Below are 15,678 nucleotides of genomic sequence, written 5' to 3' on the forward strand. Positions count from 1 at the left end.
GGCTCGGTCGCCCGGCGGCGGACCCGGGCCGGGGCGACTGGCCGGGTCCTGGTCGGGATGCGGATGCCGCCGGCCGTCGGCAGCATGTCGCCCTGTGGCGAACGCCGGGGACACCGCGGGCGGTTCAACGGCCGACGGCGTCTTCCGCGCCGCGGCCCGGGCTGTCCTCCTCTCACCAACCGGTCATCCCCGGCACGCCGTCTACGGGACGGTGCTGGCCGCCGGCCTGATCGCCGCCCAGGACCCTGATCAGGACTCGGCCGCCGAGATCATCGCCGCGGTCGCCACGACGATGGTCGTCTTCTGGCTGGCACACGGCTACGCCCATGCCGTCGGCCACCGCGTCCGGCGCGACACCGGCGACGGCCGCGGGCGCGTAGCCGATCACCGGGCCGCCGTCGCTGACACCGCCGCCGTCGCTGACACCGTCTCCGGCTCCGACACCGTCTCCGGCGTCCACCCCGGTCCTGGCACCGCTGCCGCTGCCGCTGCCGCTGCCGCCGACGTCGACGTCGACGTCGGACGGTCGGGCGAGGCCGGCTCCGACTGGCCCGGCGCCTGGCGCGCGCTGGCCGAGAACTGGCCGATGGTCCGGGCCTCGTTCCTGCCGCTCGCCGTGCTGGCGGTCGCCCGGGCGGCCGGGGCGAGCGTCAGCGACGCGCAGGAGGCGGCACTGTGGACCTCGTTGCTGCTGCTCTGCGGGTGGGGCCTGTTCTCCGGGCACGCGGGAGGCCTACGCCGCTGGCGACTCGCCGGCTACACCGCGGGAATCGCCCTGCTCGGCATCATCCTGATCGGTCTGGAAGTCGCCATCCACTGACCGTTGCCACCGTTGCGCAGAAGTAGCCGGAAACCGCCAAACGCGGCGGGTGTTCGGACCTCCGCGAAGGGGTGACCGGGGCGGAGGCGGGGTGGGGCAGGTGGCCGGACCCGACCCCGGCGGTCCGGACCGGTTCTGGCGCTCGGCTACTCGCCTTTTCATTTCTTTCTCGCCGTTTCGGGGGCATTTTTTGGTGGAACCCTGCCTGAAAGGGCGAGAAGGATGTCAAAGGGCGAGCGGGATACCCGGGTGTGCGGGGTCGACCCGTGATCTATGATCTCCGGCCCCCGATCTCTGATCCCGGAGATCTGATGCCGAGGTCCGATCTCAGAGGTGCGGACTCCGGGCCCCCGGGCCCCCGGGCCCAGAGGCCCCGGCTTCCGGGCCCAGAGGCCGCCAGGGCTTACGACTCCTGGGGCGAGACCGCCGGGGGCCGCCCCCGGCGCTTCGTCCCGCCGGTGCCTGGCCGGGATCCCCACCTCTGAACTCAAAAGACAAAAATATTGGGAAATCGTATTCGTGCTTATATCTTTGGCGTGCCCGACGGTCGGCTGTCGAAGAATTTTGGGTCAGGTCATCGATCGAGAGCTGGATATCGGCGCACGACTGGATTTGCTCCTGGCACCGTGGAAGGCATGAGTCGCCACGACCCCGCGCTTGCTCGGGCCCTGGCGGTCGCGTGCCGCCAGAAGGGTGCGCTCACGCGCGTACAGGCGCGTTGTGCCGGCCTTACCGACCATCGCCTACACCAGTTGGTCCAGAACGAGGACTGGCTCAATCCCGTCCAGGGTGGATATGTCGTCCCGACCTGCGACACTTATCTTGGGCGCTGTCAGGCGGCGCTGCTCGTCCTGCCGTGCGCGACCCTCTGCGGCCTGACGGCGGCGCGCCTGCACGAGTTCCCGACCCTGCCGCCGTGCTCGGACGACGAGCCGATCCACCTGCTCCTGCCACCCGGCTCCTCGCGGCGGCGGAACAAGGGGGTCGTGCTGTGGTACGACGCGATGTCCGCCGAGCAGCAGGAGCAGGTGCACGGCCTGCGGGCGACGAGCGTGGCCCGCACGCTCGTCGACCTGCTGGCGTCGGGGTCACGTGACACCGCGGTCAGCCTGCTCGACCATGCGACCGAGGGCGGCCTCGTCGCGCCCGAGGCGCTCGACGAGCTGCGCGGCGCCCTTGACACCCAGCCCGAGGCGACCGGCCCGGACCCCGTCCGGCCCGACACCTGACCCCGGCTTTCACCCGTCGCTCCGGACCGGACCAGACCAGGGCCGGACCTGACCGGACCTGGCCGGACCGGACCAGGGCCGGACCTGACCAGGCCGGATCAGGCCCTTCCGCCCGGTCCGGCCCGGTGGCCGTCCAGCTGCTTCGTCTTGCTCAGCCAGCTACAGCTAGCTCAGCGCGGCCAGCCGGTCGAAGACCGGGGTGAGCCGCTCGACGTAGCGTTCCGGTCGGCTGACCTCGTCCAGGCGGGCCTCGTCGAGCGGCAGGCCACGGTCGCCCGCGTGCTTGCGCAGCGTCTCGCGGAAGGGGACGCCCGTCTGCCACGTCTCCATGGCCGCGGCCTGGGTGACGGCGTAGGCGTCCTCGCGTGACAGCCCGGTTTCCACCAGTTCCAGCAGTACCGCCGAGGTGTAGACGAGCCCACCGGTGGCGTCGAGGTTCGCCCGCATCCGTTCCCGGTCGACGACGAGACCGTCGACGAGCCGGGTGGTGAGGTGCAGCAGGTAGTCCACGCCGCAGGCGGCGTCCGGCAGGGCGATCCGCTCGGTGGAGGAGTGCGAGATGTCCCGCTCATGCCACAGCGGGACACCCTCGAGGACGGGCACGTACTGTGCCCGGACGATCCGGGCGATCCCGGCGATGCGCTCCGACATGATCGGGTTCTTCTTGTGTGGCATCGCGGACGAGCCCTTCTGGCCCGATCCGAACGGCTCGGAGAGCTCCCGGACCTCCGTGCGCTGACCGTGCCGCACCTCGAGGGCGACCGCCTCGCAGACCGTCGCCAGGCCGGCGAGGGCCGCGACCCAGGAGGCGATCCCGTCCCGCAGGACGACCTGTGTCGCGACCGGCGCGGGGATTAGGCCGAGCTTGTCCGCGACGTAGCCCTCCACGTCGGTGTCGATGTTCGAGTAGGTGCCGACGGCGCCCGAGATCTTCGCGACGCCGACGTCCGCCCGTGCCGCGCGCAGCCGGTCCCGGCAGCGGGCCATCCCGAACGCCAGGTCGGCGACGCGGTGGCCGAAGACCGTCGGCTCGCCGTGGATGCCGTGCGTGCGACCGACCCGCAGGGTCGCGCGGTGCGCCAACCCGAGGTCGCGCAGCGCGGCGACCAGCCGGTCGGCACGGGCGAGCAGCAGGTCGGTGGCCTCGACGAGCTGGCAGGCGAGCGCGGTGTCGAGCAGGTCCGACGAGGTCATGCCGAAGTGCACGTAGGCGGCGGCCGAACGCGGCTCGGTCTGGTCGGCCCAGGCACTCAGGAAGGCGATCACGTCGTGCTGGGTGACGGCCTCGATCTCGGCGACGGCCTCCGGCGTCGGGGCCGGCGCGGCGCGCACCGGGCCCACCGCGTCGGCCGGGACGCGCCCGGCCGCCGCGTGCGCCTCCATGACCAGGACCTCGACCTTGCACCACAGCTCGTACTTGTTCGCCTCGGACCACACTCGACCCATGTCGGGCAGCGTGTAGCGACCGATCATGGGCGTGCCGCCGCGGTCGCCGCCGCCGCGACGTCGGCGAGGGAGTCGGCCGCGGCCTGCTCGAACTCGTCCTTGAACGTGGCGAGCTTCAGGCCGAGATCCGGGTCGGCCAGCGCCAGGATCTGGATCGCGAGGATCGCGGCGTTCGTCGAGTTGTTCAGCCCGACGGTCGCCACCGGCACCCCGGGCGGCATCTGCGCGATGGCGAGCATGGAGTCCATGCCGTCCAGCGCGCCGCCGGAGATCGGCACGCCGATGACCGGCAGGGTCGTCAGGGCCGCGACGGCGCCCGGCAGCGCGGCGGCGAGCCCGGCGCCGGCGATCACCACCTGGATCTCCCGCGCGCGCAGCTTCCCGACGTACTCCGCGAGGGTGCGCGGGGCGCGGTGCGCGGAGAGGGAGACCTCCTCGTAGGCGACCCCGAAGCGCTCCAGGGTGGCGCCGGCCTTGCTCATGGTCTGGGTGTCCGACGGGGATCCGTAGACGATCGCCACCCGCGGATCCGCCGAGCCGCTCGTTGCTCCATTGCCCTGTGACGACTTGCCCTGCGACACGCTCACTCCTTTTTGTCCTGCTGGTCACGCGATCTGTCCTGCTGGTCCCGCGACTCGTGAAGGTCACCCGTCCCCGAACCGGCCAGGGGGACGCCCACCGCGCCGCGCATCCGGGACGGGTCCCCGATGTCGGTGCGGTAGTGGGCACCGTCCAGCGAGATGCGGCTGATGGCCTCGTACGCCGATCCTCGCGCGGACTCGAGGTTCGAGCCGATGGCCGTGACGGACAGCACCCTGCCACCCGACGCGACGACCTGCCCCTGCTCGTCCCGGCGGGTCCCGGCGTGGAGCACGTCCACACCCGCCAGCGCGCCGGCCGCGGCCAGACCACGGATCGGATCACCCAGCCGCGGGCTGGTCGGGTAGCCGGCGGCGGCGACGACCACGGTGATCGCGGCCCCCGACCGCCACACCGGCGCCCGCCGGCCGGAAAGCACGTCGGTCAGCGGCGTGTTCAGCAGGGCCAGGATCGCCTGCACCTCGGGGTCACCGAACCGAACGTTGAACTCGACCACGCGAAGGCCACGGGACGTCAGCGCCAGGCCGGCGTACAACAGGCCGGAGAACGGGGTCCCCCGGCGGGCCATCTCGTCCACCGTCGGTTGGATCACCGTGCGGACCACCTCGGCGGTCAGGTTCCGCGGCGCCCACGGCAGCGGGGTGTAGGCCCCCATCCCGCCGGTGTTCGGGCCGGTGTCGCCGTCGCCGACCCGCTTGTGGTCCTGGGCGGGCAGCAGCGGCACCACCGAGCCCGACTCGGTGACGATCGCGAACAGCGAGACCTCCGGCCCGTCGAGGTACTCCTCGAGCACCACCCGGTCGTCCGGGCCCCGCAGGCTCGCCCGGACGGCCTCGACGGCCGTGTCCCGGTCGGTGGTCACGGTGACGCCCTTGCCCGCGGCGAGACCGTCGTACTTCACGACGTACGGCGGGCCGAAGGCATCCAGATCGGCCAGCGCCGAGGAGATCTCGGTGTGATCCCGCGAATCGGCCGTCGGGACGCCCGCGGCCCGCATGATCTCCTTCGCGAACGCCTTGCTGCCCTCCAGCCGCGCGGCCGCGGCGGACGGGCCGAACGCCCGCAGCCCGCGCGCCCTGATCTCGTCGGCCGCCCCGGCGACCAGCGGGACCTCGGGGCCGATCACCGTCAGGTCGGCGCCCACCGACTCGGCGAGGGCGGCCACGGCGTCCGGATCGTCGACGCGCAGTGGCCGCGGCTCGGCCAGCTCCGCCGTCCCCGCGTTGCCCGGGGCGCACACGAGTGAGCCGACGTTGGGATCCCGGGCCAGCGCGCGGCACAGCGCGTGCTCACGCCCGCCGGATCCGACGACGAGGACCTTCACCGTTCGTGGGAGGCCGGGGTGGCGGCCGCGGAAGTCACGGGGTCCAGGTTAGCGCGCACGTTGATCATCCTTTGCCTTGTGGCCCTGTCGGCGATGCCGTCCCGAGTGTCCCGGGGATCGACCGGTGCCAGCAATGTCCGCTTGCTCATCAGCAAGAAGAGACCACGGCGGGACCCCGCCACCTCCACCCGGCCGCCTCCACCTGCCCGGAGTCGCCCCGCCGGCGGGAGGCAGGATCGGGACTTCGGCCGGCCCGAGTCGGCATGGGGCGGTCGGCCTCGGCCCCGGGCCGGCGCGGTCCGGACCCGGAAGCCGGACCGGCCGCCGCCGGAAGCCCCTGTCGCTCCGTTTCGATGAAGCGTGGCGATTCACTGAGCGGATGGGATCACTGAATCGCCACACATCTGATCCCATCTCCGCGCGGCGGAGATGGGATCAGATGGGTGTAAGAGCTTGGCTTTGGGACGGTGGTTACAGGCCTACGCCGGCCTGCCAGAGCATGTGAGCCATTCCGTGCACCAGGTGCAGGGCGCAGCGGCGGGCGTCCACCTCGGCCATGCCCTCGACTATCGACGGTGCGTCGACAGGCCACACCTGCACCTCGCGCCCGAGCACCGTCAGCGGGGCGGGGTCGTCGCGCCCCTCGAAGGTGCGTCCGTCCGGTTCGACGAACAGGTGCAGGGAACGGCCCGGCGCCGGAAAACTCTCGCAGCGCCAGTAGAGGAGTGGCCAGGCGTGCAGCCGCTCGCGGCGCAGGAGCCGGCGGCGCGCCGGCGCGGTCCCCGACCGACGCGCGTGCCGGCCGGCGGGCCGCGGGTGGGTGGTCTGCCGGCCCGCGGCCAGCGGGTCGGTGGTGTCGGGGTCCGTGTCGTCCTCGTCCTGGTGGGGGTCCCGTCTGGAGTCGTCCTCGCCGGACCGCCCGGCGGCGCGTCCGGTGGTTGACGTCCTGAGCCGTGGGGTGCCGTTCCAGGCGGGGACGTCGTCCCGGGATCGTTCGGCTCGGCGGCCGTTCGTGCGGACGATGACCGGTGGGATGAGCTGTTCGACCGCGCAGAAGCCCAGGAAGTCCTCGATCTGGGCCTGGACGTGGTCGGCGATCGCCGCGGCCCGCTCGAGCCGCTGCGCCTCGGCGCGCTTCGAGCTGCGGATGGCGTGACTGCCGCGCAGGAGCACGTCGGTCAGGGTCTCCGGCAGTGCCTCGCCGGTCGGGGAGAAACCGACCGGCCACGTCGCGGGGTCGATGCCGTGGCGCAGTGGATGGTCCGGATGGACGGTGGGTGACCAGTGCGCCGGGCCGGGCTGGCGTGGTGCCGTCGCGGTCGCCGTCTCGAGCTCGGTCGAGGGTCGCGCGGTGGCGAGTGTCTCGTTCGTGATCTCGGAGTCCGCGGCGCCGGCGCCGTCGGCGCGCTCGTCGTCCCAGGAGGCCTGCGACGGGTATCCCGCCATCGCCACCACCCCCGGTCGTCGCTTGCTGTGACCGGTCAAGCGTCAACCGTAACGCTCCGTAGTGCAACTCCGGCCCGCCCCGGCCCGCTGGGCGGCGGTGCCGGAGGGGGCTGCTCCCGGGTTCAGATCAGTTCGTTGATCACCAGGGTCTGGGCGCGGCCGGGGCCCACCCCGACCGCCGACACCGGGGCGCCCGCCATCTCCTCGATGGTCGCCACGTACGCCCGGGCGGCCTCGGGGAGATCGGCGAACCGGGTGATGCCCGAGATGTCCTCGTGCCAGCCGGGCAGCTCGACGTAGACCGGCTTCGCGTGGTGGAACTCCGTCTGCGTCATCGGCATCTCGTCGGTGCGCTGACCGTTGATCTCGTAGCCCACGCAGACCGGCACCTTGTCGAAGCCGGAAAGCACGTCGAGTTTGGTGAGGAAAAGGTCGGTGAGGCCGTTCACCCGGACCGCGTAACGCGCGATGACCGCGTCGAACCAACCGGTGCGCCGGGCCCGACCGGTGGTGACCCCGAATTCTCCGCCGATGCGGCGCAGTTCCTCGCCGACCTTGTCGTCCAGCTCGGTCGGGAACGGGCCGGCGCCGACCCGGGTGGTGTAGGCCTTGATGATCCCGATCACCCGGTTGATGCGGGTGGGGCCGATGCCGGCGCCGGTCGCGGCGTAGCCGGCGGTCGGGTTCGAGGAGGTCACGAACGGATACGTGCCGTGGTCGACGTCGAGCAGGGTGCCCTGCGAGCCCTCGAGGAGGACCACCTTGCCCTCGCGCAGGGCGGTGTCCAGGAGCAGGCCGGTGTCGGCGATGTGCGGGGTCAGCCGCTCGGCGTAGGCGGCGTACTCCTCGACGACCTCGTCGACCTCGATGCGCCGCCGGTTGTAGACCTTGGTCAGGACCTGGTTCTTCTCCCGCAGGGCCAGCTCCAGCTTCTGCCGGAAGATGCCGGGGTCGAGCAGGTCCTGCACCCGGATGCCGGTGCGGGCGACCTTGTCCCCGTAGGCGGGGCCGATGCCGCGGCCGGTCGTGCCGATCCGGGCCTTGCCCAGGTACCGCTCGGTGACCCGGTCCAGGGCCCGGTGGTGCGGCATGATCAGATGGGCGTCCGCGCTGATGAGCAGGCGGGAGACGTCGACTCCGCGGGCCTGCAGGCCGTCCATCTCGGCCAGCAGCACACCCGGGTCGATCACGACGCCGTTACCGATCACGGGAACGCAGTCGGTGCGGAGTACACCGGACGGAATCAGGTGCAGAGCGTAACTCTCCGCACCGATCACCACCGTGTGTCCCGCGTTGTTGCCACCCTGGTAGCGGACGACGTAGTCGACGGCGCCGCCCAGGAGGTCGGTCGCCTTTCCTTTTCCCTCGTCGCCCCACTGGGCGCCGATGAGGACTAGTGCGGGCACCGGGCGAGGTTACTAGGGATATGGGCCCGTCGTGGTCCGTCCGCCAGACCTCGCGGGCCGGCGGCGGCGTTGCGTGGCCGGATGGGGGCTATGCGAGACCGAGTTCCGCGGCCGCGGCCGGGTCGCTGTCGGTGAGGAACTGCCGGCACCGGGCCGCTTCCTCGTCATCGTTGATCGCGGCCGCGGCGCGGGAGAGCGCGGCCAGCGCGCGCAGGAAGCCGCGGTTCGGCTCGTGGGACCACGGGACCGGCCCGTGCCCCTTCCAACCGGACCGACGGAGCTGGTCCAGACCCCGGTGGTACCCGGTCCGCGCGTAGGCGTACGCCTCCACCGGGCGCCCGGCGCTCAGCGCGCCCTCGGCGAGGGCCGCCCAGCCGAGGCTGATGGCCGGGAACCGGGCGGCGACCGAGTCCGGCGTGTCGCCGGCGCGCAGCGCGTCCGCGGCCACCGCGTCGGAGGGCAGCAGCGTGGGCGGCGGGCCCGACAGGAGGTTCTGGTTCGCGGGCGGTGTCGTCATGACCTCATCCTGCCTGAACATCACCTGACGGCGGCCGGCCCGTCGGCGTCGCGCCGGCGCTATACCGCACCGCCCCCGCACCGCCCCCGCACCGCCCCCGCGACCGGCATCCGACCGGCGCCGCGTCGGCACCGATCCGACTTCTTCTGTGTCGGCGGATTTCGTCCGTAGTCGATCTGTTGTTCGTCGGATTTCTGCTTGCTGGCAATCGAGGGTCGGGCGGACCAGGACGCGGGCATGGAGGCGAGATCGGGACCAGTTCAGGACCACGGCGCCCTCGGGCAACCTCGTGCCAACGAGGCATAGCCCGACCTGCCAGACGGTCATGAGGATCCGGGGCCCGGCCTACGGGGGACGCCCGGCCGCCGCTGGCCCGGCGCCATCCGCGGTCTCGGCGGGTGGCGACGGCGGTGTCAGGAGGCTGCGCCGGGTATGGCCATGCCGTGCCCGGCGCCCGGCCCGGCCGCCAGCCGCTGACGGCGCTGTCAGCCGCTGGGCGCGAGGTGCGGATGCGGGGGCGCGGGCGCCGTCGGCCGTGCCGCCAGCCGGCTGACGGCGCTGTCAGCCGCGCTGGGGCGGTGTCGACGGAGCGAGGACGCTGGCGGCCGTCTCAGGGCGCGCGACAGCTGTCGGTGTTGTCAGTCGCCGGCGGCGTCAGTCACCGGCGTTGGCAGTTGCCGCAGCGCCCGTCGGGGCCGCCGACGTCGGCGGCCGCTGTCAGCCACTGACCGTGGCGCTCCACAGGTTCTGGCCGACCACGCCCGGCTGACCGTCGCTCACCCGGGTGAGGTACGAGTAGAGCGCGGCGATCCCCTGCGATTCCGGGCCGAACTTGCCGTCGACGGTCAGGACGAACCTGCGGTCGCGCATCTCCGCCTGCCAGACGAAGGCGTCCGCGCGCACGTCGTCGCTCATACCGACGTTCAGTGCCTCGCCGCCGAACCGGCCGGCGACCTCCGAACGGGCGCGCTCGAGGGTCATGGGCGGCTCGGCCGGTGTCAGGGCCTGGGCGATCACGTCGCCGCCGGCACCGGACGACTCCGGCGCGGGGCCGTTCCGGGTGAGGCCGAGCTTGCCGGTGCAGCCGGGCCAGGGTGACCAGCCGCGGCTGTCGTACAGCTTGTACGCGGCCTCGTCCTGCATCGCGGGCGGAGCCTGGTCGGGTCGGCCGGGGTAGCCCAGGCCCGTCCAGGTGCGCTGGTCGAACTGGTAGGCACCGTAGAAGCCGTTGCCGGTGTTGATGGCGTAGTTGCCGCCCGACTCGCACTTGCGGAGCTTCGCGAAGTCGTCGGCGGTCGCCGCTCCCGCGGGAGCCGCGGTCACCGCGAGCCCGGTGCCGACCAGCGCCGTGACGGCGCCGGTGGTGCGCAGGACCCGAGTCGCGGTGGACGGTCCCTGGGTCGCTCGGTGCCTTCCGCCACGGCCATTGGAACGGGCGGGAACACGATCATGCGATCGCATCAGAATCCTTCCCGTCGCCTACGGGGTGAGCTGTCGGGTTCGGGCTGGAAGTTGCCCGGCCGGCGCCGCTGGCCCGGAGCCCGTCCTCGCGGATCGGTGCTCCCGGCCGGATGTCTCGCCGGCTTAACCCCTAGGACGCCGGGGGCGTCCGGATGGTGGGTCCCCCGCTCCTGCCCGATGTTGTCCGTGCTCGTTCCGGCCATGAGGACGGGGGCAGGACTCGGCGTCCGTCCGCATGACCTCGCCCGGGGAGGCGAGTGGGCGGAACTGTAGCGAGATCTAGCTAGACGGCGCAAATTCGGGCGGCCGGTGGGGGATGCGAAAGGACCACATCGGAGCTACCCGAATGGGCTGTTTGCCGAGTGACGTAGCCGATCGTGACGAGAAGCACTGAGTCGGACAACGCTACCGCCAGGCCGGGGACGGCCGTCCGCCGGGGTGGGTCGGGCCGCGTGCCGTCGGGTCCCGCCGGCTCCGCAAAAGTACGTTAGTAGTTTTTTTGTAGTTTTTCTATAGAGAATTACATTCTGTGTATTTAAGGTAACCAGTTAGAGATTGATGGCCGAGTGGCGGCTGAGGGGTTGTGGCCCGGGGGCACGGGGCGCGGCGGAGGGAGGTCCTGCGCGGGCGACGGGTCGGGCTGGCCGTCCGTGGCGGGCGTGTCCCGCTCTGTGCGGGGACACGCCCGCCCGCCGGGATCACCGGCGTGGACGGCTCCTCCTCCGGCCGGGGCCGGAGGAGATCGTGCGGCGGGCTCGACGTGGCCGGGTCGGCGGTGGGTCGCGTGCCGCGCGGATCGTTGGGGCGATCCACGCACCGCCCCGCCCGCCCGGCGGGGTCCGCGCCGGGCGGGCGGGTCCTGCGGTCCTGGCACGGCGGCTCTTCGCTGCCGACGAACCGGGTGACGGAAACCTCCGCGGAGGGGACCCGTCGCGGCGGGATGTCGACCTCGTGCTGGTGGGGGTCTCGCGGATGCGACAGCACGTGGTCAGCCGCGAGTGGGATCGCCGCGGACACCGGCCGGGCGAAGGTGGAGAACGGATGATTCGCGGGCGTCGGTTCGAGGGCCTGAGTCCATGGAGGGGATGGCTCACCGCGACGGGCGCGGGTGGGATGCCTCATCCGGGGGAAGGACGCCCTGCGAAGGGGGCTCGACCGGGGCGTGGAGGCCACCGTGACCGGACGGCGGCGCGGGGCGGCGCCGTCAGGAGGGTGCGGTGGTTCGGTTCAGCCAGCGGGGGGAGCGGTCGCCGCGTGCGGCGGTAGCCGTCAGCCGGCCCGGCTGGTGACCGAGTGCGCCGGTCGGCGTCGGTCAGCCGAAGGTGGCTGCCCAGGTCTGTGGACCCAGGACGCCGTCCACCAGGAGGCCGCGTGCGGCCTGGAAGTCACGCGCCGCGGCCGCGGACAGTGGTCCGTAGCTGCCGTCGGCCGTGAGGGGGTAGCCGAGGGAGTTCATCTTGGTCTGCCAGGCGCGGACCTCGGCGCTGACCTGATTGACCATGGACGCGGTGTACGCCCGGGTAAGGCCCGGGATGCCCGCGGCGACGGGCTGGGCGACCAGCGAGGTGCGCTCGGCCGCCCTGGACGCCTGGATGCCGGCGCCTGATGACGACGCCCCGGGTAGGAGCTGGTCGGAGCCCATTCCGCTCCCGCAGACCGGCCACTGGCCGAACCCGGAACGGAGTGCGAGTTGCAGTGCCGCTGCGTCCTGCACGGCGGGCGGAGCCGTGTGTGGCAGCCCCGAGTAGCCGAGGCTGCGCCAGGTGCCTGACGAGAACTGGTAAGCGCCATAGTAGCCGTTACCGGTGTTCGTCGTGTAGTTCCCGCCGGACTCGCATTGCCGCAGACCTTCCCAGGTCGTGGCGGCGTTGGCCGGTTGGCTCAGGGCGAGTGTACCGCCGACCGCCGCGGCGATGACGGGGACGGAGACGAGAGTGCGGGCCCGGCTGCGGGTACTGCTGCGGCGTTGTCGGCCACTGGTACGTGCGTCGGACATGCGTGAGTTTTCCTTCCCCACGCCTGCGAGGTGAGCTGTCGGGTTCGGGCAGGGAAAAGCCCGGCCGCCAAGTCAGGAACTCCGGAAATCCTGTGCCTTCGGCAACGGAGGACAATTTTCCTCCTCGTGTCGTCGGCGTTAGCGGCTTCACCCCAAGGTCCCCAGAATCGGCGACCGGGTATTGGTTCCCCCGCTCCTGCCATCGGGTTTCTGTTTCCAACGGATGGGGGCAGGGATTCGGCGTGCCACCCGTCGGGTGCCCGGCCTGTCTCCGGGCACGGCGAAGACCATAACCACGCCGTCGGGCCGAACGACAAGCACTGAATGCCTCAGGTGAAAAAGAGCACACCGTCCGTTGGCTGCTTGAGGTTTGATCACGGTGCTGGTAGCGCGCGCGCACGCGCGCTCATTAACTTGGTGACCGTGTCGCGGAGGGTGGTTCGTGCCGACAAATCACACTGGTGAAAGATCGTTACCGTTGGGTGTGCTGTCGGCAATCGAGCCGAATATGCGGGAAGGCTACCCGCGTCCGGCCAGGGTGCCATCAAGCGGCTAGAAAATTCATATCCTCGTGCCGATCCCGACTCGGATGCCGTGATGTGTGAGAAACCTAACCGTAACTATGAGTTAACTTGTAGGGATGCTTCTGTGACCGGTTGTCGGGTCGCGGTGTCCCGCGGGGTCGGGTCGGTACGTCCCGTTCGCCCCCGAGGTTGATCTTGTTTGAGCCGGGTCCGTGCGTGTCTCTCACCCGTGATCGGACGATCGCGTGGGCTGTCTGGTGCCTCTGCGCGTGCCCCGAAGTAGCCCTCTTCGGGTGGGAATCCGGGCCGGCGCGCGCCCCTGGGCGGATCGGTGCGCGGAGCGGCGCGTTAAGACACGTCGGAGCCCACATGGGTGCCGTGTCAGAGGTGAGAGCCGCTGGGTCCGTACGTGTGGTCTCAGCAGGTGCCACCTGATCCGTCACCGGTGAGAGGCTCGGGGGGACCGTGGGCTTCGTGGTGTCCGGGACGGATATGGCCGCCGAGACGGCGCCGACCGCCCGCACGATCTTCAGGAGGCCTCGCCGGGCGGGCGACGCCTCACCTCGACGGGTGCGGTTCCGCCTCGGATGAAGAGGGGAGGAAGCACACCCCGTCCTCATGTCGGCGTCAGGTGCTTGTTTGGGCACTCTGCGTCGCAGATAGCTTCTCGTGTCCCTCTGGTCGCTCCGCGTTCCTGGTGGTGTCGGAGGTCCGAAGGGCGCCGGCCGTCCCGGGTGGTTCGGCCCGCCGGGACGGCCGGCCCGCCCGACCGGCGGTGTGTGGCCCGGCGGGTACTGCTTGTCCCGGAGCGATCTCGTCCTGTCCTGGAGGAATCTCATTCGGGCGCGCGGCGGCCGGGGGAGTCACGACATGGGAGTACTCCCGGGGACAGATGTCCCCGGGAGGGAGAAGAGCCGATCAGGTGACCGCCGGGCCTCGAACCGGGCGGAGCGGGTCAGACCCCGATCGACCGGCCGGCGGACCGCAGGTCGTCACAGGCCTGGGCGACCCGGGCGGCCATGGCGGTTTCGGCGGCCTTGCCGTAGGTGCGCGGGTCGTAGGCCTTCTTGTTCCCGACCTCACCGTCCACCTTGAGGACACCGTCGTAGTTGCGGAGCATGTGGTCGACGATCGGCCGGGTGAACGCGTACTGGGTGTCGGTGTCCACGTTCATCTTGATGACGCCGTAGTCGAGTGTTTCGCGGATCTCGGCGAGGTCCGACCCGCTGCCGCCGTGGAAGACCAGGTTGAACGGCTTCGCGTCGGCGGGCAGGCCGAGCTTCTCGGCCACGTGCTGCTGACCCTCGCGCAGGATCGAGGGCCGGAGCTTCACGTTCCCCGGCTTGTACACGCCGTGCACGTTGCCGAAGGTCGCGGCCAGCATGTAGCTGCCCTTTTCTCCGGTGCCGAGAACCTCGGCGGTGCGGAACATGTCACCGGGGGTGGTGTAGAGCTTCTCGTCGATGGCACCGACGACGCCGTCCTCCTCACCGCCGACGACACCGATTTCGACTTCCAGCACGATGCGCGCCGCGCGACAGTCGGCGAGCAGCTCGTCGGCAATCTTGAGATTCTCCTCGAGCTCCACCGCCGAGCCGTCCCACATGTGGGACTGGAAAAGCGGGTCGCGGCCCTGCGCCACCCGGTCCCTCGAAATCGCGATCAGCGGTCGGATGTAGGTGTCCAGCTTGTCGGCGGGGCAGTGATCCGTGTGCAGCGCGATGTTCACCGGGTAGGCCTTGGCGACGTGGTGCGCGTATTCGGCGAGTGCTTCCGCGCCCAGCACCATGTTCTTGATGGTCGTTCCGGAGAGGAACTCCGCGCCGCCGGTCGACACCTGGACGATTCCGTCGCTGCCGGCTTCCGCGAAACCCCGGAGCGCGGCATTGAGGGTCTGCGACGAGGTCACGTTGATGGCGGGGTAGGCGTAGGCGTTCGACTTCGCCCGGCTGAGCATCTCGGCGTAGACGTCTGGGCTGGCGATGGGCATCGGTGGAACTCCTCGAAAGGTGTAGGGGCGCCGCGGCCGGCTGGCGGCACGACACCGCCCGCGGGCCTTGGCGCCGGCCGCGCCGCCGAACCCGCCACCGGATCCCTGGAGCCCCATGAGTCCGGTCGCGCCCGACGCGTGCCGACGGCAGGTGTAGGCCGAAGGGTATGTCGTCGCGCGCCTCGGACGGGTGTGGTTCCACGCGACATCGCCGAAAGGCGGCTGGATGTCTCCACCCCGCCCGCTCGGCCCGGCAGACTGGCCGAGTGGACATCGAGAGCCTCTCCGGGATGACCCTCTACGTCATCCTCTTCGCGGTGATATTTGCGGAGAGCGGGATCCTGGTCGGCTTCTGGCTTCCAGGGGACACCATCCTGTTCGCCGCCGGCCTGGTCGCCGCGGATCCAGCCGCGGACGTGTCGATCGTCGTGGTCGCGGTCGGTGTGGCGGTGGTGGCCAGCGCCGGCGCCGTGGTGGGCTATGCCACCGGTAGCTATCTGGGCCGGCCCTACCTGGAACGCCGGCACGCGCGGGCCCTCGGTCGAACCGAGGAGTTCTACCGCCGGTTCGGCGCCGTGACCCTGGTCGCGGCCAGGTTCGTCCCCTGGGCCCGGACGTTCGCCCCGGTGCTGGCGGGCGCGGTCTCCATGCCGCGGCACCGGTTCGGCGTGGCCGTGGTCACCGGCGCCGTCATCTGGGGGACCGGCCTGACCCTGCTGGGCTACGCAGCCGCCTCGATCCCGGGCCTGCGGGACGCGGCACTGTGGATCGCGCTGGTGGTCATCGTCGTTTCCGTGGCGGCCGGGGCGGTGGGTGAGCTGCTCCGCCGGCGGGTCGCGCGGCCGCGGGGCCTGGACGGCTCCGGTGGGGCCAGCCCGCGCTGAGAGATCGCCGGGACGTCCCGAGCGACGGAACCACC

General features: G+C 71.5%; 12 protein-coding genes and 1 riboswitch. Of the genes, 3 read left to right on the top strand and 9 right to left on the bottom strand.

What is annotated here, in order from left to right:
- Positions 1 to 94 precede the first annotated feature (94 nt).
- On the top strand, positions 95 to 820 hold the full coding sequence (locus tag B056_RS43795) for a hypothetical protein (protein ID WP_018506179.1): 726 nt from the start codon (positions 95 to 97) through the stop codon (positions 818 to 820).
- A 752-nt stretch (positions 821 to 1,572) separates the two neighbouring features.
- Positions 1,573 to 2,049, top strand: a complete 477-nt coding sequence (locus B056_RS38990; RefSeq protein WP_018506180.1) for a hypothetical protein — start codon at positions 1,573 to 1,575, stop codon at positions 2,047 to 2,049.
- A 165-nt stretch (positions 2,050 to 2,214) separates the two neighbouring features.
- On the opposite strand, the gene purB is transcribed toward B056_RS38990, so the two are convergent.
- From purB to fbaA, 9 genes are all read right to left on the bottom strand, one after another.
- Entirely contained in the window at positions 2,215 to 3,522 is a 1,308-nt protein-coding gene (gene purB / locus B056_RS0133375; RefSeq protein WP_018506181.1) for an adenylosuccinate lyase, read from the bottom strand.
- On the bottom strand, positions 3,519 to 4,082 hold the full coding sequence (gene purE, locus B056_RS0133380) for a 5-(carboxyamino)imidazole ribonucleotide mutase (protein ID WP_026240449.1): 564 nt from the start codon (positions 4,080 to 4,082) through the stop codon (positions 3,519 to 3,521). Before purE ends, purB begins: the two co-directional genes overlap by 4 nt.
- Complete coding sequence (purD, locus tag B056_RS0133385; RefSeq protein ID WP_018506183.1) at positions 4,079 to 5,419, bottom strand: phosphoribosylamine--glycine ligase; 1,341 nt, start codon at positions 5,417 to 5,419, stop codon at positions 4,079 to 4,081. Before purD ends, purE begins: the two co-directional genes overlap by 4 nt.
- 471 nt (positions 5,420 to 5,890) lie before the next feature.
- Entirely contained in the window at positions 5,891 to 6,865 is a 975-nt protein-coding gene (locus B056_RS0133395; RefSeq protein WP_026240450.1) for a hypothetical protein, read from the bottom strand.
- Between the two features lie 122 nt (positions 6,866 to 6,987).
- Positions 6,988 to 8,271 carry an adenylosuccinate synthase gene (locus B056_RS0133400; RefSeq protein WP_018506186.1) on the bottom strand — a complete coding sequence of 428 codons (1,284 nt, stop codon included), beginning with the start codon at positions 8,269 to 8,271 and terminating at the stop codon, positions 6,988 to 6,990.
- 88 nt (positions 8,272 to 8,359) lie between these two features.
- The gene (locus B056_RS0133405; protein WP_026240451.1) at positions 8,360 to 8,788 is read right to left on the bottom strand and encodes a DUF3151 domain-containing protein; all 429 of its coding nucleotides are present in this window, start codon (positions 8,786 to 8,788) and stop codon (positions 8,360 to 8,362) included.
- 717 nt (positions 8,789 to 9,505) lie between these two features.
- Positions 9,506 to 10,249, bottom strand: coding sequence for a transglycosylase family protein (locus tag B056_RS0133410; protein ID WP_018506188.1), 744 nt, complete (start codon positions 10,247 to 10,249; stop codon positions 9,506 to 9,508).
- Positions 10,250 to 11,561: 1,312 nt separating this feature from the next.
- On the bottom strand, positions 11,562 to 12,245 hold the full coding sequence (locus B056_RS0133415; RefSeq protein ID WP_018506189.1) for a transglycosylase family protein: 684 nt from the start codon (positions 12,243 to 12,245) through the stop codon (positions 11,562 to 11,564).
- Between the two features lie 5 nt (positions 12,246 to 12,250).
- A riboswitch (cyclic di-AMP (ydaO/yuaA leader) is annotated at positions 12,251 to 12,470 on the bottom strand.
- Positions 12,471 to 13,724: 1,254 nt separating this feature from the next.
- Positions 13,725 to 14,759, bottom strand: a complete 1,035-nt coding sequence (fbaA, locus tag B056_RS0133420) for a class II fructose-bisphosphate aldolase (RefSeq protein ID WP_018506190.1) — start codon at positions 14,757 to 14,759, stop codon at positions 13,725 to 13,727.
- 266 nt (positions 14,760 to 15,025) lie between these two features.
- Here fbaA and B056_RS0133425 point away from each other — a divergent pair, with 266 nt between their 5' ends.
- Entirely contained in the window at positions 15,026 to 15,643 is a 618-nt protein-coding gene (locus B056_RS0133425) for a DedA family protein (RefSeq protein WP_018506191.1), read from the top strand.
- The last annotated feature ends 35 nt before the right edge of the window (positions 15,644 to 15,678 follow it).

It is taken from the genome of Parafrankia discariae (assembly GCF_000373365.1).
Taxonomy (GTDB): Bacteria; Actinomycetota; Actinomycetes; order Frankiales; family Frankiaceae; genus Parafrankia; species Parafrankia discariae.